The organism is Kitasatospora sp. NPDC088548, assembly GCF_044753005.1.
Taxonomy (GTDB): domain Bacteria; phylum Actinomycetota; class Actinomycetes; order Streptomycetales; family Streptomycetaceae; genus Kitasatospora.
The window spans coordinates 82,993-108,007 of record NZ_JBIVMI010000015.1 but is presented as its reverse complement, the minus strand read 5'-3'; the positions used below and the strand labels follow the sequence as shown (position 1 = coordinate 108,007).

The following is a 25,015-nucleotide window of genomic DNA, read 5'->3' as shown; positions in this document are numbered from 1 at the left end:
GCGGGCGGAGCCGCCGACATGCCCGAACGGCCGATCCGGGCGATCATGGGGAAACCGCGCGCCCTCGCGCGGTCGGTGCTCCGTCCCGGAAAGCCCGGAAAGGGTGGAATGCGATGTTCCAGCTCCTGTGGATCCTGCTCATCGGTTTCGTGCTCGGTGTGCTCGCCAAACTGATCCTCCGCGGACCGCAGTCGATCCCCTGGTGGCTGACCATGCTGCTCGGCGCCGCCGGGGCCTGGCTCGGCAACGCGGTGTCCGGCTGGATCGGCGTCCGCCACACCTCGGGCATCGACTGGATCCGCCACCTCCTCCAGATCGGTTTCGCCGTCGCCCTGGTGGCATTCGTCGCCCCCGCCTGGAGCAAGTCACACCCCCGCCGGTAGCGCCCCGGCCGCCTCCGCCGGGCTCAGGCGACGTGGACGCGGGGGCGGCGGTCCCGGTCCGGTTCGGCCTCGCGCAGCACCTCGCGGGTGACGGGCGCGACCTCGCCGTGGCCGAACAGGAAGAACCGCAGGAACTGGGCGAGCGGGTTGCCCTCGGTCCATTCGAAGTAGATGTGCGGCCGCTGGCCGGTGAGGTCCCGCACCCGGAGCAGCAGCGCGGCCAGCGCGTTCGGGACGCTGGAGCTCTGCAGCGCGAGCACCCGGTAGCGGTCGTGCAGCACCTCGCCGCGGACCGTCAGCTCGGCCTCGAAGTCGGACGGGTCGAGCACCGTGACCTCGACGAAGACCAGGTCGTCGTCGGCGGGGATGTCGTTGTCGGCGCGGATCTGGCGGCTCTTGTCACGGTACTCGGCGAGGTCCCGGCTGTTGGGCTCGTTGGCGATCAGCCGCAGCGGGCGGTGGGTGTAGTCGCGGACGAAGCGCTCGGCGACCTCGTCCAGCACCACGTCGGTGACGCGCAGCTCGAAGGCCCGCTTGAGCCGGGAGAGCAGCGAGAGCAGCATGATCCCGGCGATGAAGCAGGCTCCGATCTTGACCCCGTCGGGCCGCTCGGCCACGTTCACCGCCGTGGTGTAGACGAAGACCGTGGCGATCACGGCGAACGCCGCGGTCCAGCGGTGCTGCTGGGCCTTGCGGGCGGCGATGGTCACGGCGATGGCGGCCGAGCTGATCAGCACCAGCACGCCGGTGGCGTACGCGCCGCCCTGGGCGTCCACGCTGGCGTCGAAGAGCCAGGTGACCAGGAAGGCGATGGCGGTGAGGACGAGCACGGTCGGGCGCACCGCCCGGGCCCACTGCGGCGCCATGCCGTAGCGCGGCAGGTAGCGGGGCATCAGGTTGAGCAGCCCGGCCATCGCCGAGGCCCCCGCGAACCAGAGGATGGCGATGGTGGAGAGGTCGTAGACGCTGCCGAAGGCGCTGCCGAGGTACTCGTGGGCCAGGTAGGCGAGGGCCCGGCCGTTGGCCGGGCCGCCGGCCTTGAAGGCGTCGGCGGGGATCAGCAAGGTGGTGATGAAGCTGGTGGTGATCAGGAAGACGCTCATGATCAGGGCCGCGGTGGTGAGCAGCTTGCGGGCGCCCCGGATCCGGCCGGTGGGGCGCTCCTCGGTGTCGTCCGGGTCGCCCTCGATGTGCGGCATCACGGCGACCCCGGTCTCGAAGCCGGAGAGGCCGAGTGCCAGTTTGGGGAAGACCACCAGCGCGACGCCGATCATCGCGATCGCGTTGCCGTGCTCGGCGGTGAGCCCGTTCTTCCAGTCGGTGACCACGTGCGGGGCGTGCAGCACCTGCCAGAGACCGGTCACCACCACCACGACGTTCAGCGTCAGGTAGACCGCGACCAGGAACACCGCCAGGCCGATCGCCTCGCTGAAGCCCTTGAGGAAGACCCCGCCGAGCAGTGCGATCAGCACCAGGGTGATGAGCACCTGTCTGCCGCCGAGGACGCCGCTGAGATGGGGGTTCTCCACCAGGTGGGCGGTGGCGTCGGCCGCCGACAGGGTGATGGTGATCATGAAGTCGGTGGCGGCGAACCCGAGCAGCGTCAGGACGAAGAGCTTGCCCTTCCAGAACGACAGCAGTCGTTCCAGCATGGCGATCGAGCCCTGGCCGTGCGGGCTCTCCTGGGCCACCCGCCGGTACACCGGCAGCGCTCCCAGCAGGGTGACCGCCACCAGCACGATCGTCGCCACCGGGGAGAGCAGACCGGCCGCGAGGGCGGCGATGCCGGGCTGGTAGCCGAGTGTGGAGAAGTAGTCCAGACCGGTCAGGCACATCACCCGCCACCAGCGCTGGACCCGGTGCGCGGCGGGGGCCTCGGCGTGCGGGCCCGGGTGCTGCTTGGCCAGGTCGACCAGGCCCTCCAGCAGCCACGCCCGCAGACGCTGCCGTCCCGACGGAGTGCCCCCCGGATCGGCCGAAGCTGACGAGCCCACGTACACCCCTGTCCACGACTCCGGCCGCCCACGGCTCCGGACCACCTGGCCGCCGTACGGACGGCCCGGTCAGGCTATGTGACGGGGCGACCGGTCCGGCGGAGGGCGGCCGCGCGCGTCGCGCCCGCGGTGCCCTGAACGGCCGTCACGGCGGGGCCGGGAACGGTGCGGTGACACGGTGTGCTGAACCTTCGGCGCGCCGGAGCGCGGCGGGCTCCGGCCGGAGCCGCGACCGGCAAGGATGACCGCGCGGGTCGGCGGGGGCGGCCCGGCCGGGTGAGCGCGAACATGAGGGAGACGGTAGTGGCGGAGCGGCGAACGCCCGGGAGCAGGCGGCACTTTCTGGGGCTGGGACTGGCCGCCGCGGCCGGTGTCTGCTCATGCGGCACCCGCCGGCCGGACCCGGACCCGCAGCCCTCGGCCGGCTCACCGAGCAGCGGTCCCGAGCCCGCGCGGACCGGTCTCCCGTCGGAGAACTCGGCTCCCGGCTCGGCCGACTGGGAGGTCACCAACCCGGGCCCGGCCCACGCGATCGAGGGGTTCGCGGACCGGGTGAGCGTGCTGCCGGGCGAGGGTTTCGGGCTGCATGTCTCCACCGCGGCCGCCGCGTTCACGGTGTCGGCGTACCGGATGGGCTGGTACGGCGGTGCGCGGGCCCGGCTGGTCTGGCGCCGTGCGCACGTGCCCGGCGCCCGGCAGGCCGCGCCCCGGGTCGACGGCCCGACCAGGACGGTGCTGACCGGCTGGCGGCGCACCCTCGCGGTGGACACCGCCGGCTGGCCGGAGGGCGCCTATCTGCTCCGGCTGGACGCCGAGGACGGATCGGGGCAGCGGTACGTCCCGCTCACCGTCCGCTCGGCGGCCACGGCCGGGCGGACGGTGGTGATGAGCGCGCCCGCCACCTGGCAGGCGTACAACGAGTGGGGCGGCCACAGCCTCTACAACGGGCCGACCGGCGGGCTGGCCACCCGCTCGCTGCGCGTCACCTTCGACCGGCCGTACGACTACGACCACGGGGCCGGGCTCTTCCTGGTCTACGAGGCGCCGCTGATCGCGCTCGCCGAACGGCTCGGGATCCCGCTGGCGTACACCACCGGGATCGACGTCGCCCGGGAGCCAGGGCTGCTGCGCGGCGCCACCGCCGTGCTCTCGCTCGGCCACGACGAGTACTGGTCCCCCGAACAGCGCGCACAGGTGACCGCGGCCCGGGACGCCGGGACCAACCTGGCCGTCCTGGGCGCCAACTGCTGCTACCGCCGGGTCCGTTTCGAGCCGTCGGAGCTGGGCCCGGACCGGGTGGTGGTCTGCTACAAGGACGCCTGGCAGGAGGATCCGGGCTACCGGGCGGGCGCGCCTGCGACCACGGACTTCCGGGCGGGGCCGGGCGCCGACCCGGAGAGCTCGATGCTCGGCGTGATCTACGACGGCTACCCGGTGGACGCCCCGTACGTGGTCGGCTCCCCCGGGCACTGGGTCTTCGAGGGGACGGGCGCCGCCGCCGGGGCGTCCTTCCCGCACCTGGTCGGCGTCGAGTACGACCGGGTGAACACGGCCTTCCCGACGCCGCGTCCGATCGAGATCCTCGCGCACTCCCCGGTGGTCTGCGAGGGCAGGCGCTCGTTCGCCGACACCGCCTACTCCACCCTGCCGGGCGGCGCCGGGGTGTTCGCCACCGGGACGATGCGCTGGGTGGAGGCCCTGGACGCCCGGGGGCCGGGCGGCAGCAGCGCCGACCACGGCATCGACGCCCGGGCCGGCGACCTGGTCCGCAAGGTCACCGAGAACGTGCTGCGCGCCTTCGCGGCGGGCCCGGCCGGATCCGCCCGCCCCGCCCGGGACAACGTCCGGGCCGTGTACGGCCGGGAGTGAGACCGGCCGGGGGCAGGGCCGGGACGGGGCACGCGCGGCCGTGGCGCGGACACGCCTTAGACTCGCACGGCCGTAGTGGACAACCGTCCGACGGGGCGAGGGCCCCGGCCGGAGATCGCGCGAGGGACAGAACATGGTCGAGGCCTCCCCCAAGGTCGTTGTGGTCGTACCCACGTACAACGAGCGGGAGAACCTGCCGGTCCTCGCCGGCCTGCTCGCGGAGCTGGAACTGCCCAACCTGCACCTGCTGGTGGTCGACGACAACTCGCCGGACGGCACCGGCGAGGTCGCCGACAAGCTCGCGGCGGACTCCGGCGGCACGATCGCCGTACTGCACCGCACCGGGAAGGACGGCCTCGGGCGGGCGTACCTCGCGGGCATGGGCCGGGCCCTCGCGGAGGGGGCCGACGTGGTGATCCAGATGGACGCCGACCTGTCCCACCCGGCCTCGGTGCTCCCGGTCATGGTGGAGACCCTGCTCGCCGACGACACCGCGGTGGTGCTCGGCTCCCGCTACGTGCCCGGCGGCTCGACCGCCGAGGAGTGGCCGTGGCACCGGAAGGCGCTGTCGGCCTGGGCGAACTTCTACGTCAACGCGATACTCGGCCTGGGCGTCAAGGACGCCACCGCCGGGTTCAAGGCCTGGCGCGCCGACACGCTGCGGGCGATCGACCTGCCGTCCGTGAACAGCAACGGGTACTCGTTCCAGGTCGAGATGAACTACCGCGCCGTCCAGCGGGGGCTGCGGATCCGGGAAGTTCCGATCCGGTTCGAGGAGCGGGTCAAGGGCGCGTCCAAGATGAGCCTCGGGGTGCAGGTCGAGTCGGCGCTCGCGCCCTGGAGGCTGCTGCGCGACGGCCGCCGCTGACCGACGCGGGCCACGGCCGGGGCATTCGGGTACCGGTCGGCCGATCCGCGGTGTAAGGCGCGGTGAGCGGGAAAGAAGGGCGGCATGCCCGTTCTCCCGGAACCCCTCGTCACCGCGGTCCGGCGCCGTGCCAGGGAACCCGCCGTCGTCCTGACGGTCCGGGCCACGGTGGCCGCGACCCTCTCGTACGCGGTCGCGGTGCGGCTGAGCAGCGAACCGGCCCCGCTGACCGCGCCGCTCACCGCGCTGCTGGTCGTCCAGGTCACCCTCTACTCCACGCTGACGACCAGCATCCGCCGGGTCAACTCGGTCGTGGTCGGGGTGCTGATCGCGATCGGGTTCAGCACCGTGACGGGGCTCTCCTGGTGGAGCCTGGGGCTGATCGTCCTGGCGTCGCTGACGATCGGCCAGTTCGTCCGGGTGGACGAGTTCGTGAACGAGGTCGCGATCAGCGCGATGCTGGTCCTGGGGGTGACCCGGCTGGCCTCGCAGGCCTGGGACCGGGTGCTGGAGACGGTGATCGGCGCCGCGGTGGGTCTGCTCTTCAACCTGCTGTTCGCCCCGCCGGTCTGGGTGGACACGGCGGGCGAGTCGATCGAGGACCTGGCCCGGCGCGCCCGCCATCTGCTCCTGGGCATCGCCGAGGAGCTCGGCCGGCCCACCCCGGTGGAGCGCGCGGCCGAACGGCTGCACGAGGCCCGCCGGCTCGACCAGGCCATCGCGGACGTGGACGGCGCGCTGCGGCAGGCGGAGGACAGCCTGCGCCTCAACCCCCGGATCAGCGAGGGCCTGCTCTCCCGGCTGGTGCTGCGTACCGGACTGGACACGCTTGAGATCTGCGTGGTCGTGATCCGGGTGCTGGCCCGCTCACTCACCGATCTGGCCAAGCGGCGCGCTCCGGGCGAACGGCTGTTCCCGCAGGAAGTGGCCGTCGGGCTGGAGGAGTTGCTCGACCACGTCGGCGGCGCGCTGGTCAGCTTCGCGGTGCTGGTCACCACCCAGGTGAGCCGCAACGCCGAGGAGGCCGAGCAGCGGCTCGGCGCCGAGCTGGCCGCCGCCTGGGCCTGCCGGGAGAACGTGGCCCAGATGCTGCTGCGCAAGGTCCAGGACCACCCGGAGGCCTGGCAGCTGCACGGCGCGATACTGGCCGAGGTCGACCGGATCCTGGACGAACTCGACCTCGAACACCGCAGCCGGCGGCTGATGGAGGAACTGGACCGGGCCTCGGTCGCGAGCCGGGAGCGGTTCTCCCGACTCGCCTGGCTGCGCCGGATCGTCCGCGGCGAGCGGCTGCGGCCGGCCCGGGCGAGGCGATGACGGCACCTCGGGTCGGTCCGACCGGGGCATCGGCCACGGCTCCCGCGGGAGGGGCGGCCGGTTTCGAGGCAGGTCCTCAGGTTGGAGAGCACCACCGACCAGCCGGCCTCGGCGTCGGCGAGTCCGGCGGCGGGCAGGGGCTGGTGATCCTCCGCATGGCTTCGACGCCGGCGGCGGGCCACGGCCGGGCGGCCGGGCCACGGCCGGGGGTCACCGCGTTCGGCGCCCCCGGCCGTGGCCGTGCTCAGTGCACCCAGCCCGCGTAGCGCTGGGTGAAGCGCAGGCCGGTGGCGGCCGTCACGACGACGTCGTAGCGGCCCTGCTTGTCCAGCGGCCAGGCCAGGTTGACCTGCTTGCCGGGCTTGACCCAGACGGTCTGCGCGGTGCCCGCGAAGTCGTTGGGCGCGGCGGTGAAGCCGAGGTCGGTGAGGCCGTCGTTGACCAACTGGAGGGTCAGCCGGGAGGAGTTGACGAGGTCGGCCGTCACGATCGGTACGCCGATGTCGTTCTGGCCGTCCTGGCCGTCGCGGACGACGGTGCCGGCGAAGCGGCGGACGAAGCCGTCCGGGCCGTGGACGGTGAAGTCGTAGCGGCCGTTGGTCCCGGCGGCGTCCCAGACGTGGGTCGCGGTGGCACCGGGCGCCACGGTGTAGGGCGTGCCCGCGAACGGGAGCAGGATGTTGGGGTAGACGGTGTAAGGGAAGGCGACCGTCCCGTCGTTGCTCATGGTGCAGGTGACCCTGCCGGTCCTGCGGTCCACGTCCACGTCGGCCCAGGGCTGGTACGGCAGGTGGCGGTGCGGGCGTTCGCCGCGCTCCTGGACGGGCATGGACTGGGCGCCGGCCGCGGGCAGGGCGACGCCCGGCAGCTTGGTGCCCGCGTCGGCCCTGGCCATCAGCGCGTTGGTGTCGGGGAGCCCGGGTATCGAGAGGTCCGGTGCGGCGAAGTCGAAGCAGCTGGTGAGATCGCCGCAGACGGCCCGGCGCCAGCCCGAGATGTTCGGCTCGGTGACACCGGTGACCAGCTCCATGAAGCGCAGCACCGAGGTGTGGTCGAAGACCTGGGAGTTGACCCAACCGCCGCGCGACCACGGGGAGATGACCCAGAGCGGGACTCTGTTGCCGAGGCCGATCGCCCGGCCCTGGGTGAACTCCTCGGGCGTGCCGGGCTCCGGGGTGGGCGGGACCATGTGGTCGAAGTAGCCGTCGTTCTCGTCGTACATGACCAGGAAGACGGTGTGCTGCCACACCTCCGGGTTGGACATCAGCGACTGGAGCGCCGTGTTGACCCAGTGCGCGCCGTACGCCGGGCCTGCCTCCGGGTGTTCGGAGAACAGGTAGGGCGCGACCAGCCAGGAGATGGTCGGCAGGGTGCCGTCCTTGCAGTGGGCGTCGAAGGCGGCCGGGTCGAACCTGGTCATCGCGTTGATGTACCGCGGGTCCGTGGCGGGGAAGTTGTGGAACTGCTTGAAGTACGACAACGCGTTGTCGTCGTAGTCGCCCGTGCGGTCGTCCTTGCTGGGGTTGTGGTAGACCCGCCAGGAGACGCCCGCCTCCTGGAGCCGCTCGGCGTAGGTCGTCCAGTCTGCGACGGGGTTGTCGGTGACCGGGGTGTTGTCGATCCACGGGCCGGTGGTGCCGTCCCGTCCCGGCCCGGCGGTACCGGTCCACAGATAGAGGCGGTTGGGGTCGGTCGGCCCGGCGAGGGAGGTGAAGTAGGCGTCGCAGAGGGTGAACGCGTCGGCCAGGGCGTACTGGTAGGGGATGTCGTCCCGGGTGAAGTAGCCCATGGTGCGCTCGCCCTTGGCGGCGATCCACTTGTCCATCGCGCCGTTGTTGATCGCCTGGTGGCCGGTGGCCCAGTCGTGCGGCAGGCCGCCGGCGTTCTGCGCGTTGTACTTGGAGGTGTCCATCCGGTACGGCAGCATCACCCCGCCGTCGCTGCGGCGGGCGTCGGGCTGGCGGAACACGTCGCCGCCGTCCGGGAAGCGGAGCGCCTGCTTGTCACCGAAGCCGCGGACGCCGGCCAGTGTGCCGAAGTAGTGGTCGAAGCTGCGGTTCTCCTGCATCAGCACGACGACGTGCCTGACGTCCTTGATGGTGCCGGTGAGCCGGCCCGCGGTGGGTGCGGCGCCGGCGGGTGCGGCCGGGAGGCCGACGACGGCGGCCGCACCCGCGGCCGCGGTGGCGCCGACGAAGGTGCGGCGGGAGAGATCGGACATGACGAACTGGCCTCTCGAAGCTGTGGGAACCGGCTGGGCCGTGTGAACCGGCCGTGCCGGGTGGGCAGTCAGAGCTGCGGAGTGCTCAGAGCCGGAAGGTGGCGACGGCGGCGGCCGTGTCGGACGGCCACTGGTTGGCGGCGACGGCGTCCGGGTCGGTGCCGGTGGCGGGCCAGTCGGCGACCAGTGTGTGCGCCTCGACCAGCTTCAACGAGCCGGTGTACAGGACGTAGTCGATCCGGTCCTGCGGCTCGGGCCGGCCGCCGCGCTGCTTGCGGACCGGCGACCAGGTGAAGCCGGGGGCCTTGACCGGGTTGCGGTTCTCCTCGCGGAAGGTGTCGGTCAGTCCGGCGGCCTGGAGCACGGTGGTGACCGGCCAGGCGAGCGGGCCGACGCCACCGTGCGCGGTGGCGGTGGCCGCCGTCCAGTCCAGGTGCGAGGGCGAGGAAAGCGCCCCGGCGAGGACGACCGGGGTGCGCCCGGCGGCGTCGGCCCGGACGGCGGCGGCCAGCGCCCTGGTCTGCTGGAGGCGGACGGAGGCGTTCTCGGCGGCCGTCACCTGGGCGGCGCTCTGGCCGTCCTGGACGGCGTAGGGACCGTAGTTCGCCTCGTCCAGGTGCGCGGCCCAGAAGCGGACGGTCCGCCCGCCGGGCAGCTGGAGGGTGACACCGGCGGCGGGCAGCGCGGCGGTGACGGGCGTGACGGCGGTGAGCGGGTAGCGGCTGAGGATGCCCACACTGCCCGGGCTCTGGTAGGCGTACCAGCCGAGCGCGTCGGCGAGCGCCCGGGCCGCGGTGCCACCGGTCTCCTGGAGGGCGAGCACGTCCAGGCCCTGGGCGAGCACCACGCGCAGCTGCTTCTCCAGCGCGTCGGTGGAGTGCGTGCCGGCGTCCCAGAGGTTCCAGCCGGCCGCCTTGAGGAGCAGCGGCCCGGCCGGGTCGGCGACCGGGATCTGCACGGTGACGGTGTCGGTGGCACCCGCGCTGTCCTTGACGCCGACGACCACCACCTCGGGGTTCTTCGATGCCGCGGGGGCGGTGCCGGTCAGGGTGCCGTCGGCGCCGACGGAGGCCCAGGCCGGGCCGCTGACCTTGCGGAACGCGGCGGTGCCGGCCGGGTTGCCGGCCGGGCGGGACCAGAGCCCGCCGAGCTTCACGGTGACGGCGGCGCCGGGGGCTGCGGGGGCGGTGGTGAGCGCGTCGACCGCGCTGTGCGGGCGGACCACGACGGGCTTGGGCCGGAAGCTGAACGGGGCCGTCTGCGCCAGGATGCCGTAGCCGTCCTTGGCCAGCAGGTAGGCCGTGTAGGGGCCGCCGGTCAGCGCGGAGGTGTCGAGCTGGACGTCGCCGGACGCCGCGGCGGTGTACTTCCAGAGCAGCGAGCCGCCGTTGCCGGGCCGGCGGGTGCCGTCGTAGATGCCGACCCAGTTCTTGGCGTCGGGGGCGTCGGTCGTCCAGTGGAAGGTGAGCTTGTCGCCCTCGAAGGGGTCGGCGGAGGAGGTGAGCGCCAGGGCGCTGCCTGTGGCCACGGTTGTCCTGTCCGCCGCTCGGGAGGCCGGTCCGCGGGGGGGCGGGGACCGGGGCCCGTCCGCGGCTGGTCACGGAGGCTGGGTAGGGCTGCCCACAGTTGGCTGTACAACTGGGGGCGGGCCCCATTCATCCGAAGGCCGGCGACCAGGACATGAACGAGGTGTGACGGAACATCGGGCGGTGCGGGAACTCCGGCCCGGCCGGGCCGACGGGACGCGGCCGGGCGGAGTGGACCAAGTGGGTCCGGTGGACCGGGTGGACCGGGTGGACCGGCACCGGTCGGCGGCCGCCGGTCAGCCGGCCGGGGCCGGACCGCCGTGACCGCGCCCCTCCTCGACGAACCGCTTGAAGTCGTGCAGATCGTCGATGACCTGACGGTCCACGAAGCCCAGTGCCTCGCCGATCCGTTCCAGCAGTCCGTGCGGCTCGACGTCCAGCTGGAGCATGATCTTCGTGGTGCCCTCGCCGATCCGGTGGAAGGTCACCACCCCGGCCTGACGGACCTCGCCGGCCACGGTGGCCCACGCCACCCGCTCGTCCGGCACCACCTCCGTCGTCCGGGCCTCGAACTCCCGCTGTGCCCCGGCCACACCGACCACCCAGCGGGTCAGCCCGGGGCTCCGCCGCTCGATACTGACCACACCCCGCATGAACCGGGGGAACTCCTCGAACCTGGTCCACTGCTCGTACGCCGCCGAGAGCGGCACGTCGACCTGGACCGACTCCTCGATCTTCGTCATCGTGCGTCCCTTCCTCCCGAGGTACCGGCCACCGTCCGGCGGCCGCTCGCCGAACCGCCTGCCCCGCCCGGGCCGGACCATGCCCGGCTTCGGTGTACCCGGTTTCGGCGTGCCCGGCCGCGGAACGGACCGGCACCGAGGCTGACCGGCTCCGGACGGTCCATCGGACCGGCCCGCCGGACCGGGACTTCCGGCCGGACCGGCGTGAACGACGGCGCAGCGGGCAGGCGGACGCCCGGCCCGGCCGCTCCCCCGCGGCGGCTGCGGAGCGGGCGGGCCACCCGGAGCATCCCGAGCGCGTCCGAAGGAGGGATCCGTGTGGAGGGGTGGAGCCTCGTCCGCCTGCTCGCCGTCGCCTCGGCGGCGGCCATCGCCGCCTACGTCCTGAACCTGGCGTCCGAGGCGGTCGCCCGCCTGCTGGCCGCGCGGGGACACACCGGCCGGGTGCCGGCCCTCCTGCGCGGCTGCCGTCCGCCGCTGCTCGCGGCCACCGCCTGCGGGCTGATCCTCGCCGGAGAGCCGTGGGTGCGCGCGGCCCCGGCGGTCCACGGGGCCGTCCGGCATCTGCTGGTGCTCGCCGCCATCGCCTCCTGCGCGTGGCTCACCGCGCGCCTGGTGCGGCTGCTGGTGGACGGCGCGCTGCACCTCGCCGTCCGCCGGCGCGACCCCGCGTGGGCGGGCCGGGCCCGGACCCAGGCCGGACTGCTCGGGCGGATCTGCCAGGCGGCCGTCGCGGTGGTCGCCCTGGGGGCGATGCTGATGACGTTCCCGGCCGTCCGCGGCCTCGGGACCAGCCTGCTCGCCTCCGCCGGACTGGTCGGTGTGGTCGCCGGGATCGCGGCGCAGAGCACCCTCGCCAACCTCTTCGCGGGCGTCCAGATGGCCTTCGGCGATCTGGTCCGGATCGGTGACGTCGTGGTGGTGGCCGGGGAGTGGGGCACGGTGGAGGAGATCACCCTCACCTCGGTGGTGGTCGCCACCTGGGACCAGCGACGGCTGGTCATGCCGATGTCCTACTTCGCGGGCCGGCCGTTCGAGAACTGGTCCCGCCGGACCAGCCGGATCACCGGGACGGCACTGATCCACCTGGACCACAGCGCTCCGGTGGCCGCACTGCGCATGGTGTTCGACGACTTCCTGGCCAAGAACGCGCTCTGGGACGGTGAGGGCAGGGCCCTCCAGGTGGTCGACACCACACCGACCACCATCGTGGTGCGCGCCCTGATGACCGCCGCCAACGCCGACGACGCCTTCGAGCTGCGCTGCCAGGTCCGCGAGCACCTGGTCGCGCACGTCCACGAACACCATCCGCACGCGCTCCCGCGGGTGCCGGTGGCGCCCGCCGCCGGGCGGCCCGGGGAGCCGTGCCCGACGGCGGCCGACCAGTGTGAGGACCCGCGCCCCGGAATGTGACAAATCTCCTTCACGACTTCGTCACACCGCCGGGAGGAATCACCTCGGACATCGCGGGTACAGGGGCACGGACCGTCGCGGAACCGATGAAAGGACCGACATGGCTGCGCCCAGTGATGCCCTCCTCGCCCCCGCGCACTCGTTCGCCGAAAGCCAGGCCCGGACGAGGGACGCGGGTCCGGGCGGTGGAGTGCCCGGACCGAGGCCCGAGAGCCCCGGGACGCCCAGGACGCCCGGAACAGCGGAGATTCCGGAGATCGCGGAGATCACGGCGCCGCGCGAGGTCGCGCCGGCCGACGCACGCGCGCTGACCCGCACACTGATGCGGCGGCTCGGCGGGCTGGAGGAGGGCACCCGGGAGTACTCCTACGTCCGGGCCACCCTGATCGAGCTCAACCTCTCCCTGGTCCGCTTCGCCGTCCGGCGGTTCAGCTCCAGCCGCGAACCGCAGGAGGACCTCGTCCAGGTCGGCACCATCGGCCTCATCAAGGCGATCGACCGGTTCGACCCGGAGCACGGGGTGGAGTTCACCACCTTCGCCCTGCCCACCATCCTCGGCGAGATCCGGCGGCACTTCCGCGACACCACCTGGGCCGTGCACGTCCCGCGCCGGCTGCAGGAGCTGCGGCTCACCCTGGCGAAGGCCCAGGAGCTGCTGTCGCAGCGACTCGACCGCGCGCCGACCGTCGCGGAGCTGGCCGGGCACCTCTCGCTCTCCCAGGAGGAGGTGATCGAGGGACTCACCGCCGCCAACGGGCACACCGTCGGCTCGCTGGACATGAGCACGGACCCGTCCGAGGACTCCAAGGGCTCCCTGCTGCACCGGCTCGGTGACGACGACAGCAGGCTGGAGAAGGTCGAAGACCTGGTCTCGCTCAAGCCGCTGGTCGCCGCGCTGCCGGATCGCGACCGGCTGATCCTCTCGATGCGGTTCGTCGAGGAACTCACCCAGTCCGAGATCGGTGCCCGGCTCGGGGTCTCCCAGATGCATGTCTCCCGGTTGCTGAGCCGGACGCTGAAGCGGCTCCGCGACGGTCTGGACGAGGACTGAACGAACGTGTCCCGGCCGCCTCGCGGCCGGGACGCCCGTCCGGCGGCCCCCGCGCCTTGGCCGCCGGCTTTCCCCCGCGTAAGGTCGGAGGGCACTCTCTGGAGGGGAAAGACGACAACCATGCCAGTCGATCACGAGCAGTACCCGACGGCGACGGCCGCGCCCGTCGTACCGGCCGCGCTGACCGTCGAGGTCCGGCACACCGGGGCCGAGGCGGCGGTCTGCGCGGTGGCGGGCGACCTCGACATCGACAGCCTGTCCCCCGCCGAGGAGGCGCTGGCCTCGCTGGTGAAGCAGCGCCCGGCGCTGGTGGTGGTCGATCTGGAGGCCGTGGGCTTCTGTGATTCCTCGGGCCTCAATCTGCTGCTGAAGACCCGTCTGGCCGCCGACGCGGCCGGGGTCGGGTTCCGGCTCGCGGCGATCGCCCCGCCGGTCGCCCGGGTCCTGGAACTGACCGGTGCCGGCGCCGTGTTCTCGATCCACGAGTCGGTCGGCGCGGCGCTCGCCGCGTGAACGGCGGGACGCTGCCCGGTCGCGTCGCGCCCGGGCCCTTCGGCAGGTGCCACCGCGCCGCTCCGGTTCGCCGCCGGGCGGGCGGCGATCGAATCAGCCGCTCCAGGAATAACTCCGGGCCACCCGGGAATCCGACCAGACGACCTGCGACCGCGAAGAGCATGCACGGCGGAGAGCACCCAGTGCGGAGGACACCCGTCGCGAGGCACGCTCACCGCGAAGAGCACGAAGGGGTGAACCGCATATGACGAGGGGCCGGGGCACCCTGGACGACAGCCGGTCCGGCGTCGGCCCGCCGGCGGCCGGCCAGCGACGGCGGCTGCTGCTGGCCGGGCTCCCCAAACCGGTGGCCCGTGCCCGGGCGTTCACCCGGCAGGCGCTCGCCGACTGGTCGTGGCTGACTCCGGAGGACGGCGCCGACCCCGACGTGGTCGACGACGTCATGCTGCTCGTGGCCGAACTGGTGGCCAACGCCATGATGCACGGCGGCGGCCCGTTGGAGCTCCTGCTGGACGCCACCGGCGAACGCCTGCGGATCGAGGTGAGCGACGGCGAGGCCGCGCTGCCGGAGCCGCAGCTGCCGCACCGGCCCGGCCTGCCGGGCGGCCACGGGCTCCTGATCGTGCAGCGGACCGCAGACCGCTGGGGCGCCGATCGGCACGCCCGGGGCAAGGCGGTCTGGGCCGAGGTCGAGGCCCGGCGGCTGGCCCCGGGCCTGGCGGCCGACCGCTGAACGAACGGTCAGGACGCCCGGGGCGGGTGTTCCGACCGGCTACTCGGGGGCGCGCTCGGGCTGGGCGGCTCGGGCTCGTACGGAGCGCACGCCGAGGCGGCCCGGGGCGGTCACCGGCCCCGGGCCGCACGGCCGTCCTCCGGGGCCGCTCAGCCGGACTCCCCCACCAGCTCGGCCACCGTGTCGGGCCACCGGACGAGCCGGTGCTCGGCGCCCGGCGCGACCTCGTCGTACGTCCGCGCGAGGAAATCGGCGAGGTCCCGGGCCGGCAGCACCACCACGGCGCAGCCCTCGTCCCCGTGGAACTCGACGCCGACCAGGTCGGGCGACCACGGCCCGACCCGGAGGTCGCCCAGACCGGCGGGCGCGCGCAGCCCCGTACCGAACAGCTCTCGGGCGGCCGTCCAGGACAGTGAACCCTCCGGCTCGGCCGAGGCGTTGGCCCCGAAGCCGAGCGAGAGCGCGAAAGGGTCGCCGGGGTCGTACCGCACGGCCATCAGCACCGGTCGGGGTCGCGGCCCGACGATGCACGCCTCGATGAAGTCCTCGATGATCTGGGCCACGGTGCGCCCGCCCTCCCTGGTCGTGAATCCGCTGCCCGCCCGGTGTCGGGCGCGATCTGTCGGACTTGCGTTGATACCGCCGCTGAGCTGGGAATTCTCGATGGCACCGAAGTGCAGCAACCCCATAGAGTCGGCGGGCCCGCCCCGGTCGGGGCGATGGTCTCACCGGTTCGCGCGTCGAGAGCGCGCGACGGTCCAGGAGTTGACGGTCTGATGATGTGTGTGGCTTGCGGGGTGCGCCCCGTGGCGAGTGGGAACTGGCGCTGCTTCGGCTGCGCGGAGGCGGCGCCGGAGTGGCCCGCGGCGTACCGTTCGCCGCACGGCCTGGCGGTGGCGCTCTTCGTTCTGCTGGGCCTCGACGGGTTGATCTCCCTGGGACTGGTCGCGACCGATCTCTGGGCCCACACGTTCTACGGCCGCCTGATCGACGGGACGGACGACGTCGACAGCGGCCTGCTCGACACCCTGAGCACCCTGTCCGACGGGCTGAGCGGGCTCGCCGCCCTGGCGATGGTGGCCACCGCCGTGGTGTTCGTCATCTGGTTCTACCGGGTGCGGCAGAACGCCGACCTGCTGACTCCGAACGGGCACCGCCTCGGCAAGGGCTGGACCATCGGCGCCTGGATCACCCCGCTGGTCCACCTGTGGTTCCCCTGGCGGCTGATGGTGGACTGCTGGCAGGCGAGCGCCCCGCCGGCGGCGGACGGCCGGCGGCGCACGATGCCGCAGACCATCCTGACCCTGTGGTGGTCGGCCTGGGTCGGTTCCCTGGTGATCGGGCGGATCTCGAACACCCTCGCGGACTCGTCCGATCTGGACATCGTGCGCGGTGCGGTCCTCCTGGAGGCCGTCGGGGAGACGATCAGCCTGGTGGCAGCCGTGCTGGCGATCGTCGTCGTCCACCGGCTGACCTCGATGCAGCAGGCCCGCCGGACGATGATCGATCCGTTCGCCGCCGCCCTGGCGGTCAGGGCGGTCGCGGGGCACGGAGTGGCGGCGGCGACCGGCCCCACGGCGGCCGATACCTCAGGGGTCGGTACGGCAGGGGTCGGTACGGCAGGGGCGGCCGCCGCCGGCCCCACAGCCGCCGAGCCGCCGCGCTGAGCCGGGACCACGGCTCCGCCGCAAACGCCCCGGGGTGTCCGACGGCCGGCGCGGCGGGCCGGCGGCACGGGCGGGCTCAGCCGAGTCCGCGGGCGTGGCGCAGACGGGCGGAGACGGCGTCCGGGTCGACGATCGGGGCGGGGTAGCCGGCGGGCGGCGGGTCGAGGCGCCACGGCCGGTGGGCGGCTCGGCCCGCGAGCCCGGCCAGCTCGGGCACCCAGCGGCGGACGTAGGCGCCGTCCGGGTCCAGCCGGTCGGCCTGGGCGAGGGGGCTGAGCACCCGGTTGGGCCGGGTGTCCGTGCCGGTACCGGCCACCCACTGCCAGTTGAGCTGGTTGTTCGCCAGGTCTCCGTCGACCAGGAGGTCCAGGAAGTGGCGGGCGCCGATCCGCCAGTCCTTGTAGAGGGTCTTGGCCAGGAAGGACGCCGTGACCAGCCGGGCGCGGTTGTGCATCCAGCCCTCCTCGGCGAGCTGGCGCATCCCGGCGTCCACCAGCGGGAAGCCGGTCCGGCCCTGGCGCCAGGCCTCGCACTCCTCGTCGTCGGGCAGCCAGCGGTCGCCCCGGGGCCGGTAGTCGCGGTGCGCGGCCTCCGGGCGGGCGGCGAGCACCTGGTGGTGGAAGTCCCGCCAGACCAGCTGCCGTACGAACGCCTCGGCGCCGCTGCCGCCCCGGCGTTCGGCGGCCGCGACCAGTTCGGCGGCCGAGAGACAGCCGAAGTGCAGGTAGGGCGAGAGACGTGACGTGCCGTCGGCGGCGAGGTCGTCGTGGAGGTCCCCGTACTGTTCGAGCGGGTAGGCCTGCCACCGCCGCCGCCCGGCGCTCTCGCCGCCGGGCGGCAGGCCCGGCGAGTCGGGGGCGGCGACCGGGACGGGCTCGCTCGCGATCCCGTCGGGCGTGCGCAGCACCTTCGGCACCCGGTGCAGGGTGCGGCGCGGGGTCTGCTGCCAGGCCCGGAAGTACGGGGTGAAGACGGCGTAGTGGTCCTTGCCCTCGGGGGTCACCGCGCCCGGCACGGCCACGGTCAGGGAACCGTCGTGGACACGCAGCCGCTCGCCGAGCCGCTCGCGCAGGGCCTGCTCGCGACGGTGCGCGAAGCCGCTCACACCGGCGGCGACATGGACCGAGACGGCGTCCACCTCGGCGGCGAGGCGGGCGGTCTCGGCGGCGACGGGGCCGCCGCGCAGCACCAGCCGGCCGCCGAGCGGGCGCAGCGAGGCGTCCAGGTCGGTGAGGCAGTCGGCGAGGAAGGCGGACCGGTTGGGCGGGGCGAAGCCCACGGCGGCGACGGCCGGGTCGAGGACGAACAGCGGCACGACCTCGTCGGCGGCGTCGGCGGCGGCCCGGAGCACGGGGTTGTCGTGCAGGCGCAGGTCCTGGGTGAACAGGGCGATAGAGACGGTCATCAGTGGCGGCCCGGTGGTTGTGGTGACGGTTCCGGAACAGGGTCGGGGTCGGGGGTCGGCGGGGACGGCGCCCTGGGTGGGCGCCACGGCGAGGCATGTGAGCCTGTCACCCGGCCGGGCACACGGCAGGGCGGCGCGCCGGACGACGGGCCGGTACCGGGCCGTCGTCCGGCGGTTGTTCGGAGCCGGCGACGGTGCGGACGGGTCTGCCGGAACGGCGGCGGTCGTCTCGTCGTCGCGGGCCCCTGCGAGGGCGGGCGCAGCTCGGCCGGGCGGCGTCCGGCCATGACCTCCCCGGGCCGCACCGGCACCGGGGGCCGCCGCCCCCTGTACCGAGCCCGTCGCACGGTGGTCGCCGCAGACGGACCGGCCGGGTGTGTACCGGCCGGTCCGGATCGGCGGATGCGGGGCCGGCGCCCGGGGCGGGCCGGGTCAGGCCAGGGTGAGGAAGAGCTTCTCCAGCTCGGCCTCGCTCATCGGCGGGGCGTCGGTGTCCGCGGCCGCCATGCACTGACGCATGCCGCTGGCCACGATCTTGAACCCGGCCCGGTCCAGGGCCCGTGAGACCGCCGCCAACTGGGTGACGACGTCCTTGCAGTCCCGACCGGCCTCGATCATCGCGATCACTCCGGCCAGCTGGCCCTGCGCCCGGCGGAGGCGGTTCAGGACCGCTCCGACCGCTTCCTCGTCCACCTGCATGTCCGGGCCGCCTTTCATGGTGATGACCAGTCCCCCAGTGTACCCGGCGGGGTATCGCGGCCCTTGCGGCAAAGGACCGGCTCCGGGGCAGGGCCCGGCTCGCCCGACGAGCACGGGCTCACCCGATCAGGTGAAAGCGGAAAAATCGCGTGCGCGGAGAGCGACAGTCAATCTACCTTGAGTCACCCGAACGCACATCCGGGCCGCCCGGCGTCCGGATCGACAGGGAGGACCACTCATGACATCCACGATCCATGGCGCACGTCCCGCCCACCCCGAGAACGCGGACGAGCCGCCGCGCCCGCGCGTGACCGTCCCCGACGGTGGGCCGATCACCGACGCCCGGCGCCCGGTGGCCGCTGAAGGGGCGTCACATATGAGGCAAGTGAGCCATTTCCGCACAACAGCGGGTGAAGTGACCATCCGTGCACGGGGATCCACCTGAACACCTAGGCTGTCCGCCAATAGATCATCAGATCATAGGTGCGGGGAGGCAACGGTGGAGTACGAGACGATGCGGGAGCACGGTGAGCCCTCCGTCCCCGCCGATCTGCACCCCGAGATCCCGCATCCGGCCCGGATGTACGACTACTACCTGGGCGGGAAGGACAACTTCCCCGCCGACCGCGCCGCCGCCGAACGGGCGCTGGCGGCGAACCCCGAGTTCCGGTCCACCGCACGGGCCAACCGGGCCTTTCTGCACCGGGCGGTGCGGACGGCGGCGGCCCTCGGCCTCGACCAGTTCCTTGACATCGGCACCGGTATCCCCACGGCCGGCCATACCCATGAGATCGCGCAGACCGTCAATCCGCGATCGCGGGTCGTCTATGTGGACAACGACCCGATCGTGCTGACTCATGCGCGCGCCCTGATGGCCGGGACGCCCCTCGGCCGGACCGCCGTGCTCCAGGCCGATCTGCGCGACCCGGCCGACGTCCTCGCCGCCACCAAGGCCGAGCACCTGCTCGACTTCGGACGCCCGGTGGCACTGGTCCTCGCCGCCGTACTGCACTTCCTGCGGGACGAGGACCGGCCGTACGAGGTGGTGCACACGCTGCTCGACGCACTGGCGCCCGGCAGTTGTCTGATCCTGTCGCACGGCACGGCCGACTTCATCCCCGCCGAGGTCCGCGACCGGGTCACCGGGGTCTACGACAGGGCCACCGCCCCACTGGTCGGCCGCAGCCGGGAGCAGGTCCAGGCGTTCCTGGACGGGCTCGAGGTGCTGGACCCCGGAGTCGTCACCGTCCCGCTCTGGCGGCCGGACGGCGCTCCCGGCGAGGGCGCGGAGCGGGTCAGCATGTACGGCGCGCTGGCGCGCAAGGCGTAGGCGGCACGGGCCCCGAGCGGTAGGGGCCCCGAGCGGCGCGCGGCGAGGCCCCGCCGAAGCCGTCGGACAGGCCGTCCAGCCGGTGCACTCCGCACCACCCCAACGCGCCAGTAATCCCCAGCGGGGATCGGGGGGTTAGCCCCATGCCCCGGACCGTCAGCACCGGGATACCGTACTCGAACCGGCTCCACAGGGGGGCCTTCACCAGCGACTTTCTCAGATGTGGGGTAGAGGAATGCGCCAGCAGCGCCGCTACGTCGGAGCCCTCGTGCTCGCCGGGATCACCGTGGGCGGACTCAGCGCCTGTTCACCCGACAAGAACTTCAAGGACGACTCCGCGATCCCGGAGAAGATCACCTCCGTCCGGCTGGACAGCACCACCGGAAGCGTCACCCTGCACGGCCGGGCCGGAGCCGACACGGTCTCCGTCCACCGCTCGGTCGACTACTCCGGCGACAAGCCCGGCACCACCGTCACGGTGGAGAACGGCGCGCTGGTCCTGCACGGCTGCGGACGCCACTGCTCGGTCGGCTACACCGTGGAGCTCCCGGCCGGGCTGCCGATCAGCGGGCAGACCTCGAACGGGGCGATCAGCCTCTCCCAGGTCGGCCAGGTGAACGTGTCCACCACCAATGGCGGCATCACCCTGGACGGCGTGGCCGGCCCGGCCGAGGTGAGGACCACCAACGGCGCGATCAAGGGCACCGGGCTGAACGGCGACCACGTCCAGGCGGAGACCAGCAACGGCCGGATCGACCTCACCCCGGTCAGGGCCCAGGACGTGAAGGCGAAGACCTCCAACGGCGGCATCGCCCTCACCGTCCCGGCCGACGCCTACAAGGTCTCGGCCGACACCGACAACGGCAGCAAGAACATCGGTGTCGGCAACGACCCGAACGGCCGGTACCGGCTCGACCTCCGCACCTCCAACGGGGGCATCACCGTCCGGACCTCCTGACGGCCGGGCCGGGAGCTCACCCGGTCCAGGTCCGCACGTCCAGAAGTGGCGGGTCGAGCGGCCAGGGCGGGGCGGCGGCCGTGGCCGCGAGGCGGAGAGCGCCGAGCAGCGGCGGGCCGTCGGGCCGACGCGGGCGGGCGGCCGGCAGGACGGCTGCCAGGGTGGCCACGGCGGCCCCGCGAACCGATGGTAGGTTGAACAGGCCTCCGGTCAAAGCGATCTGAGGCTCCGTCAGCGCGGCGGCTCCGGCAGCAGCAGCCGCGCTGACGGCGATCTCCTCCCCCGCCCGCCGGACGATCCCGCCCGCGACCGCGCAGCCCGCCTCCGCCGCCATGGCGACCTCCGGGGCGAACGCGGCCAGCAGGGCGGCACGGTCCGGGCGCGGCTGGAGCGCGGCGGGCAGGCCGGTCACCGGGCCGTAGCGGCGTTCCGCCGACTCCAGCAGGGCCGGCGAGCCACCCGCACGGCCGTCGTACGCGCGCAGGGCCGCCTCCAGACCGGCCCGGCCGATCCAGGCGCCGCCGCCGCAGTCGCCGAGCAACTGCCCCCAGCCGTCGGCCCGTCGCCAGCCGGTGTCGGGGTGGAAGCCGATCGCCACCAGGCCGGTGCCCGCGGCCACGGCCACGCCCGGCCGCGCCCCGAGCGCGCCCGCGTAGGCGGAGATCGCGTCGCCGGCCAGGACCAGCCGGCCCGCTCCGGTGGCGCGGGCCAGCGGGGCGGGCAGCTTCGCCGCCAGGTCGCGGCCGAGCAGTGCCATCCCGGTGGCTCCGATGGCAACGGCACTGACGCACCCACCGGTTCGCCCGTCCGCTCGCCCGTCCGCTCGCACCGAGGCGGCCAGCGGGCCGAGGGCGGGGAGCAGCCGGCCGAGCAGGGCGTCCGCGTCGTGGCCGGCGCCGGAGATCCGGGCAGGGCTCGCGAGTTCGACGGTGCGCGCCCGGGACAGGTCGGCGGGCCAGGCGTCGGGGGCGAGGGCGAGCCGGATGCCGGAGCCTCCGACGTCAATGCCGATCACCCAGGAGCCTCCGGCGGCTTCGGCCTGGGCCGATGTCCGGTCCACAGCACTCCTCCCAGTGATGTTGCTCTTCCACATCCCGAGACTTCTGTGCGAGAAGCCTCGACATCCCGACGGGTGTCAACCTCAGGTGTGTCCGAAGTGTGCCATCACCGCCCCGGGAAGGAGACCGCGCCGTACACCGTGCCGCCGCCCTCACCACCCGGGCGCACGCGGACTTCTGCCGCGCCATCACCGCCGCCTGTCACGGCGCCGCGCCTGCCCAGGGTCCGGGCGGCCGGCGGGGACACCGGCATCTGAGGTCCAGTCACCTCTGGGCAGACCGCCGCGCGGAGCCGGGAACGGCCCCGCGCGGCGCGGTGACGGCTTGGTGGCGGCTCAGGAGCGGAGGTCGAAGACCAGGCGGGCCGAGACCTTGCCGGCCAGCACCTCCTCGATGCAGGCGTTGACGTCGTCGAGTTTGCGGGTTTCGCGGATGACGCGGGTGCGGCCGAGGGCGTGCAGGCGGAAGACCTCGGCGAGGTCCTGGCGGGTGCCGACGATCGAGCCGGTCACCTTGGTGCCGTTCAGCACGGTCTCGAAGACGGGCAGTTCGAGCTTCCCTCCGGCGGGCAGGGCGACCAGCACCAGTGTGCCGCCGCGGCGCAGCGAGGCGTAGGCGGCCTGGAAGGAGGCGTTGCTCACCGCGAGCGCGATGGCCGCGTCGGCGCCGCCGAGTTTCTGGACTTCGGCCGCGATGTCCTGGGTGCGGGCGTCGAGGACGTGGTCGGCGCCGAGTTCCCGGGCGAGGGCGAGTTTTTCGTCGGTGATGTCGACGGCGATGGTCTCGGCGCCGAAGACGCGGGCGTACTGCAGGGCGAGGTGGCCGAGGCCGCCGATGCCCGAGACCAGGACGCGCGTGCCGGGGCGGGCGCCGGAGACCTTCAGCGCCTTGTAGGTGGTGACGCCCGCGCAGGTGAGCGGTGCGGCGTCCAGCGGGTCGATGCCGTCGGGGACGGGCACCACGTAGTCACCGTGGGCGAGCGCGTACTCGGCGTAGGCGCCGTCCACCGAGTAGCCGCTGTTGTGCTGGCCGAGGCAGAGCGTCTCCCAGCCCGAGACGCAGTGGTCGCAGCGCCCGCAGGCGTCGGCCAGCCAGGCGATCGCCACCCGCTCCCCCGCCTTGGTGTGGCGGACCTGCCCACCCACCGCCTCGACGATGCCGACACCCTCGTGGCCGGGCACGAACGGCGGACTGGGCTTGACGGGCCAGTCACCATGGGCGGCGTGGATGTCGGTGTGGCAGATCCCGGACGCCTCCAGGCGGACCAGCACCTGGTGCGGCGCGGGCGTCGGGACCGGGCGGTCCTCGATCACCAGCGGCTGGGCGAAGTCTTGGACGACGGCGGCCTTCATGGTCTCTGCCTTTCGAGCGGGAGGACTTGGGCTGTTTCCATCCCACGCCCACCGCGCCCGTCCCGTAAGGGCCGAAGAGGACCCACCCACCCGGGCCGATGGTCCCCGCCCGCCCCGGCCAAGGTCGCCCCAGGCCAGACCCCGGCCCGGGTCAGCCGGGGTGGAAGATCACCCGGACGTCGGCGTCGACGGGCAGGATCAGCACGTTGCCCTCGTTCCAGGTCCAGGTGTACGGAACGAGGAACATCCGGTTGTTCGACTGGGCCAGCAGACGCAGGCCGCGATAGCGGTAGTGGAAGCGCTGGGCCGGCCCCGGGTCCGGCAGTGCCCGCTCGTCCACGCCCTGCCACTGGAGGTAGAGACGCTCCGTGGTGTCGACGATCACGGCGGGGCGCAGGGCGAGGTTGCCGGCGAGGCGGTGCGCGTCGCTGGTGCCCTTCTCGTGGGCGTAGCCCCCGGCGGCCCAGAACGAGCAGAGCGCGATGATCGCGACGCTGATGCCGAGCGCCGCCCGCTCCCCGGGCAACGGGTAGGGGGCGCCGGCGCTCCGCACGGCCAGCAGCCGGGCGAGGACGGCCAGCAGCAGGGCGCCGCCCAGCAGGAGCGGCGTGCCCATCGCGCCCGCGTCGATGGTCTGGAATCCGGCGAGGAAGCCGAGCACCAGGAGCGGAACGGCCAGGAGCCCGATGACGCGGCAGAAGCGGCGGACGGCCCGGGAGGCACCCGGGTCGTCGCGGACGGCGCTGGTCGCGAAGTGGTAGGCCAGCGCCGCGAGGAGGGCTCCGCAGAGGACGGCTCCCACCGGGAGGTAGAGCGCGGCGGAGCTGCGGAGCAGGTAGTCCTGGGTGGCGAAGCCGAGCGTCGCGGCGTCCACGCCGAAGAAGCTGTAGAGCGCGTCGGTGTAGGCGTAGCCGAAGAAGAGCAGCAGGGCGGTGACGAAGGTGGTGGGGGCGATCCACGAGGCGATCCGGCCGATCCAGCCGCTCCAGGTCTCCGGCCGCGCCGCCGGTGCCTCCTGCGGCGGCCCCTCCTGCGACGGGCTCCCCGGTGCGGAGGCCGCCGGTTCAGGGGCCGCCGGTTCGGGCGCCACCGGCTCCGGGCCGCCGGCCCCGGTGCCTCCGGGCGGCTCCTGCTCCGCAGGCCTCAGGGCGTGCTCGCAGACGCTGTTCCGCCACCGGGCGCCCCGGGCGTGGCCGGCGGGTAGGAGCTCCCGCCCCCGGGCGAGGCGGAGCCCGGGCTGCCGCTCTGGCCCTCCGACGCGCTCTCGACCACGACGTGGCCCGAGGCGGTGGCGTTCCGGCTGGAGCCGCCCACGGTCACGGTGAGGCAGATGACGCGTTCGCTGCCGGCCGGTGGCCTCGGCCCCGGGAGCGTGAACGTGACCGTGGTGCTGCTGCCGCCGACCACGGTGACCGTCCGGCTTCGCGGACTCGCCGGCGCGGACCTGGTGTTCCCGGTGCAGTCGACGACCTGGCTGATCTCGGCGGTGAACGTGCTCCGGGACGAACTCTCCAGGAAGACGCGGACCGTCGGCCAGATGCCGCTGGCGCTCGCCGACACCTCGCCCGCGGCGTTGAACCCGCCCTGGTTCCCACCCACCGAGGTCCGGTTCTCCGAGGGCTGCCGCCCCCCGCCTTCCACGGGCGGCGAGGACTCGGGCTCGGCCGTTCCCGACGCCCCGGCCGATGCGGCCGGGGACGCGGGCCCGGCACCGCCGCCCCCGGAGCAGGCCGCGAGCGTCGAGACCACCAGTGCCGCCAGAAGCCACCGGACCGGTCCTCCTGCTGCGCCGCGCGGTGCGGTTCGCGGTGTTCCGGGCATGCGGTCCCCCATCCAGGGACGAGAAGAGCACGGGCGGGGCCGGTCGGTCCGCCCCGCCGCACGCTACCCGTTCGCACACGTTCCGTCTGTCCGC

Annotated in this window: 22 protein-coding genes; 11 read left to right on the top strand and 11 right to left on the bottom strand. The window is 73.7% G+C overall.

Annotation, left to right across the window (positions count from 1 at the left end; genetic code table 11):
- The first annotated feature begins 113 nt into the window (after window positions 1-113).
- A complete protein-coding gene (locus ACIP82_RS20520; protein WP_363610347.1) occupies window positions 114-383 on the top strand; it encodes a GlsB/YeaQ/YmgE family stress response membrane protein in 270 nt (89 codons plus the stop codon).
- A gap of 23 nt (window positions 384-406) precedes the next feature.
- Here ACIP82_RS20520 and ACIP82_RS20515 read toward each other — a convergent pair whose 3' ends face one another.
- Window positions 407-2,377 carry an amino acid transporter gene (locus ACIP82_RS20515; RefSeq protein WP_400654940.1) on the bottom strand — a complete coding sequence of 657 codons (1,971 nt, stop codon included), beginning with the start codon at window positions 2,375-2,377 and terminating at the stop codon, window positions 407-409.
- A gap of 288 nt (window positions 2,378-2,665) precedes the next feature.
- Here ACIP82_RS20515 and ACIP82_RS20510 point away from each other — a divergent pair, with 288 nt between their 5' ends.
- From ACIP82_RS20510 to ACIP82_RS20500, 3 genes are all read left to right on the top strand, one after another.
- Window positions 2,666-4,246, top strand: coding sequence for a N,N-dimethylformamidase beta subunit family domain-containing protein (locus ACIP82_RS20510; protein WP_400654938.1), 1,581 nt, complete (start codon window positions 2,666-2,668; stop codon window positions 4,244-4,246).
- A gap of 133 nt (window positions 4,247-4,379) precedes the next feature.
- Window positions 4,380-5,114, top strand: a complete 735-nt coding sequence (locus ACIP82_RS20505; RefSeq protein ID WP_363610353.1) for a polyprenol monophosphomannose synthase — start codon at window positions 4,380-4,382, stop codon at window positions 5,112-5,114.
- Window positions 5,115-5,198: 84 nt separating this feature from the next.
- Window positions 5,199-6,431 carry an aromatic acid exporter family protein gene (locus tag ACIP82_RS20500; RefSeq protein ID WP_363610355.1) on the top strand — a complete coding sequence of 411 codons (1,233 nt, stop codon included), beginning with the start codon at window positions 5,199-5,201 and terminating at the stop codon, window positions 6,429-6,431.
- A 244-nt stretch (window positions 6,432-6,675) separates the two neighbouring features.
- On the opposite strand, the gene ACIP82_RS20495 is transcribed toward ACIP82_RS20500, so the two are convergent.
- From ACIP82_RS20495 to ACIP82_RS20485, 3 genes are all read right to left on the bottom strand, one after another.
- Window positions 6,676-8,652, bottom strand: coding sequence for a phosphocholine-specific phospholipase C (locus ACIP82_RS20495; protein WP_363610357.1), 1,977 nt, complete (start codon window positions 8,650-8,652; stop codon window positions 6,676-6,678).
- A gap of 85 nt (window positions 8,653-8,737) precedes the next feature.
- Complete coding sequence (locus tag ACIP82_RS20490) at window positions 8,738-10,180, bottom strand: endonuclease/exonuclease/phosphatase family protein (RefSeq protein WP_400654935.1); 1,443 nt, start codon at window positions 10,178-10,180, stop codon at window positions 8,738-8,740.
- 294 nt (window positions 10,181-10,474) lie between these two features.
- Window positions 10,475-10,921 (bottom strand): SRPBCC family protein, encoded by a 447-nt coding sequence (locus tag ACIP82_RS20485; protein WP_363610361.1) that lies wholly within the window; start codon window positions 10,919-10,921, stop codon window positions 10,475-10,477.
- A 318-nt stretch (window positions 10,922-11,239) separates the two neighbouring features.
- Here ACIP82_RS20485 and ACIP82_RS20480 point away from each other — a divergent pair, with 318 nt between their 5' ends.
- The 4 genes from ACIP82_RS20480 (at window position 11,240) to ACIP82_RS20465 (ending at window position 14,631) form a co-directional block, all read left to right on the top strand.
- Window positions 11,240-12,334 (top strand): mechanosensitive ion channel family protein, encoded by a 1,095-nt coding sequence (locus tag ACIP82_RS20480; protein ID WP_400654932.1) that lies wholly within the window; start codon window positions 11,240-11,242, stop codon window positions 12,332-12,334.
- Window positions 12,335-12,434: 100 nt separating this feature from the next.
- On the top strand, window positions 12,435-13,385 hold the full coding sequence (locus ACIP82_RS20475; RefSeq protein WP_363610365.1) for an RNA polymerase sigma factor SigF: 951 nt from the start codon (window positions 12,435-12,437) through the stop codon (window positions 13,383-13,385).
- Between the two features lie 120 nt (window positions 13,386-13,505).
- Window positions 13,506-13,898, top strand: coding sequence for an STAS domain-containing protein (locus ACIP82_RS20470; RefSeq protein ID WP_363610367.1), 393 nt, complete (start codon window positions 13,506-13,508; stop codon window positions 13,896-13,898).
- Between the two features lie 244 nt (window positions 13,899-14,142).
- Entirely contained in the window at window positions 14,143-14,631 is a 489-nt protein-coding gene (locus ACIP82_RS20465) for an ATP-binding protein (protein WP_363610369.1), read from the top strand.
- 149 nt (window positions 14,632-14,780) lie between these two features.
- On the opposite strand, the gene ACIP82_RS20460 is transcribed toward ACIP82_RS20465, so the two are convergent.
- The gene (locus ACIP82_RS20460) at window positions 14,781-15,194 is read right to left on the bottom strand and encodes an SsgA family sporulation/cell division regulator (RefSeq protein ID WP_363610371.1); all 414 of its coding nucleotides are present in this window, start codon (window positions 15,192-15,194) and stop codon (window positions 14,781-14,783) included.
- Between the two features lie 243 nt (window positions 15,195-15,437).
- On the opposite strand from ACIP82_RS20460, the gene ACIP82_RS20455 reads away from it, so the two are divergent.
- Window positions 15,438-16,298 (top strand): DUF4328 domain-containing protein, encoded by an 861-nt coding sequence (locus ACIP82_RS20455; RefSeq protein ID WP_400654928.1) that lies wholly within the window; start codon window positions 15,438-15,440, stop codon window positions 16,296-16,298.
- Window positions 16,299-16,374: 76 nt separating this feature from the next.
- On the opposite strand, the gene ACIP82_RS20450 is transcribed toward ACIP82_RS20455, so the two are convergent.
- Window positions 16,375-17,703 carry a deoxyribodipyrimidine photo-lyase gene (locus tag ACIP82_RS20450; RefSeq protein ID WP_363610375.1) on the bottom strand — a complete coding sequence of 443 codons (1,329 nt, stop codon included), beginning with the start codon at window positions 17,701-17,703 and terminating at the stop codon, window positions 16,375-16,377.
- Between the two features lie 432 nt (window positions 17,704-18,135).
- The gene (locus ACIP82_RS20445) at window positions 18,136-18,402 is read right to left on the bottom strand and encodes a metal-sensitive transcriptional regulator (protein WP_363610377.1); all 267 of its coding nucleotides are present in this window, start codon (window positions 18,400-18,402) and stop codon (window positions 18,136-18,138) included.
- A 499-nt stretch (window positions 18,403-18,901) separates the two neighbouring features.
- Here ACIP82_RS20445 and ACIP82_RS20440 point away from each other — a divergent pair, with 499 nt between their 5' ends.
- Together ACIP82_RS20440 and ACIP82_RS20435 are read left to right on the top strand one after the other, a co-directional pair.
- Entirely contained in the window at window positions 18,902-19,732 is an 831-nt protein-coding gene (locus tag ACIP82_RS20440) for an SAM-dependent methyltransferase (RefSeq protein ID WP_400654926.1), read from the top strand.
- Window positions 19,733-19,967: 235 nt separating this feature from the next.
- Window positions 19,968-20,690: a DUF4097 family beta strand repeat-containing protein gene (locus ACIP82_RS20435; protein ID WP_400654923.1), complete on the top strand. Its 723-nt coding sequence runs from the start codon at window positions 19,968-19,970 to the stop codon at window positions 20,688-20,690.
- 16 nt (window positions 20,691-20,706) lie between these two features.
- On the opposite strand, the gene ACIP82_RS20430 is transcribed toward ACIP82_RS20435, so the two are convergent.
- From ACIP82_RS20430 to ACIP82_RS20415, 4 genes are all read right to left on the bottom strand, one after another.
- Window positions 20,707-21,750: a BadF/BadG/BcrA/BcrD ATPase family protein gene (locus tag ACIP82_RS20430; RefSeq protein ID WP_400654921.1), complete on the bottom strand. Its 1,044-nt coding sequence runs from the start codon at window positions 21,748-21,750 to the stop codon at window positions 20,707-20,709.
- Window positions 21,751-22,083: 333 nt separating this feature from the next.
- On the bottom strand, window positions 22,084-23,100 hold the full coding sequence (gene adhP / locus ACIP82_RS20425; protein WP_400654919.1) for an alcohol dehydrogenase AdhP: 1,017 nt from the start codon (window positions 23,098-23,100) through the stop codon (window positions 22,084-22,086).
- Between the two features lie 151 nt (window positions 23,101-23,251).
- Window positions 23,252-24,190, bottom strand: a complete 939-nt coding sequence (locus ACIP82_RS20420) for a hypothetical protein (protein ID WP_400654916.1) — start codon at window positions 24,188-24,190, stop codon at window positions 23,252-23,254.
- Between the two features lie 53 nt (window positions 24,191-24,243).
- On the bottom strand, window positions 24,244-24,699 hold the full coding sequence (locus tag ACIP82_RS20415; protein ID WP_363610117.1) for a hypothetical protein: 456 nt from the start codon (window positions 24,697-24,699) through the stop codon (window positions 24,244-24,246).
- Window positions 24,700-25,015 lie beyond the last annotated feature (316 nt).

Excerpts from the sequence above, each read along its gene's own strand:
- ACIP82_RS20465 (WP_363610369.1), top strand. The coding sequence starts at position 14,143 with ATGACGAGGGGCCGGGGCACCCTGGACGACAGCCGGTCCGGCGTCGGC.
- ACIP82_RS20520 (WP_363610347.1), top strand. The coding sequence starts at position 114 with ATGTTCCAGCTCCTGTGGATCCTGCTCATCGGTTTCGTGCTCGGTGTG.
- ACIP82_RS20485 (WP_363610361.1), bottom strand. The coding sequence starts at position 10,921 with ATGACGAAGATCGAGGAGTCGGTCCAGGTCGACGTGCCGCTCTCGGCG.
- ACIP82_RS20450 (WP_363610375.1), bottom strand. The coding sequence starts at position 17,703 with ATGACCGTCTCTATCGCCCTGTTCACCCAGGACCTGCGCCTGCACGAC.
- adhP (WP_400654919.1), bottom strand. The coding sequence starts at position 23,100 with ATGAAGGCCGCCGTCGTCCAAGACTTCGCCCAGCCGCTGGTGATCGAG.
- ACIP82_RS20435 (WP_400654923.1), top strand. The coding sequence starts at position 19,968 with ATGCGCCAGCAGCGCCGCTACGTCGGAGCCCTCGTGCTCGCCGGGATC.
- ACIP82_RS20445 (WP_363610377.1), bottom strand. The coding sequence starts at position 18,402 with ATGCAGGTGGACGAGGAAGCGGTCGGAGCGGTCCTGAACCGCCTCCGC.
- ACIP82_RS20475 (WP_363610365.1), top strand. The coding sequence starts at position 12,435 with ATGGCTGCGCCCAGTGATGCCCTCCTCGCCCCCGCGCACTCGTTCGCC.
- ACIP82_RS20500 (WP_363610355.1), top strand. The coding sequence starts at position 5,199 with ATGCCCGTTCTCCCGGAACCCCTCGTCACCGCGGTCCGGCGCCGTGCC.
- ACIP82_RS20510 (WP_400654938.1), top strand. The coding sequence starts at position 2,666 with ATGAGGGAGACGGTAGTGGCGGAGCGGCGAACGCCCGGGAGCAGGCGG.
- ACIP82_RS20470 (WP_363610367.1), top strand. The coding sequence starts at position 13,506 with ATGCCAGTCGATCACGAGCAGTACCCGACGGCGACGGCCGCGCCCGTC.
- ACIP82_RS20495 (WP_363610357.1), bottom strand. The coding sequence starts at position 8,652 with ATGTCCGATCTCTCCCGCCGCACCTTCGTCGGCGCCACCGCGGCCGCG.
- ACIP82_RS20505 (WP_363610353.1), top strand. The coding sequence starts at position 4,380 with ATGGTCGAGGCCTCCCCCAAGGTCGTTGTGGTCGTACCCACGTACAAC.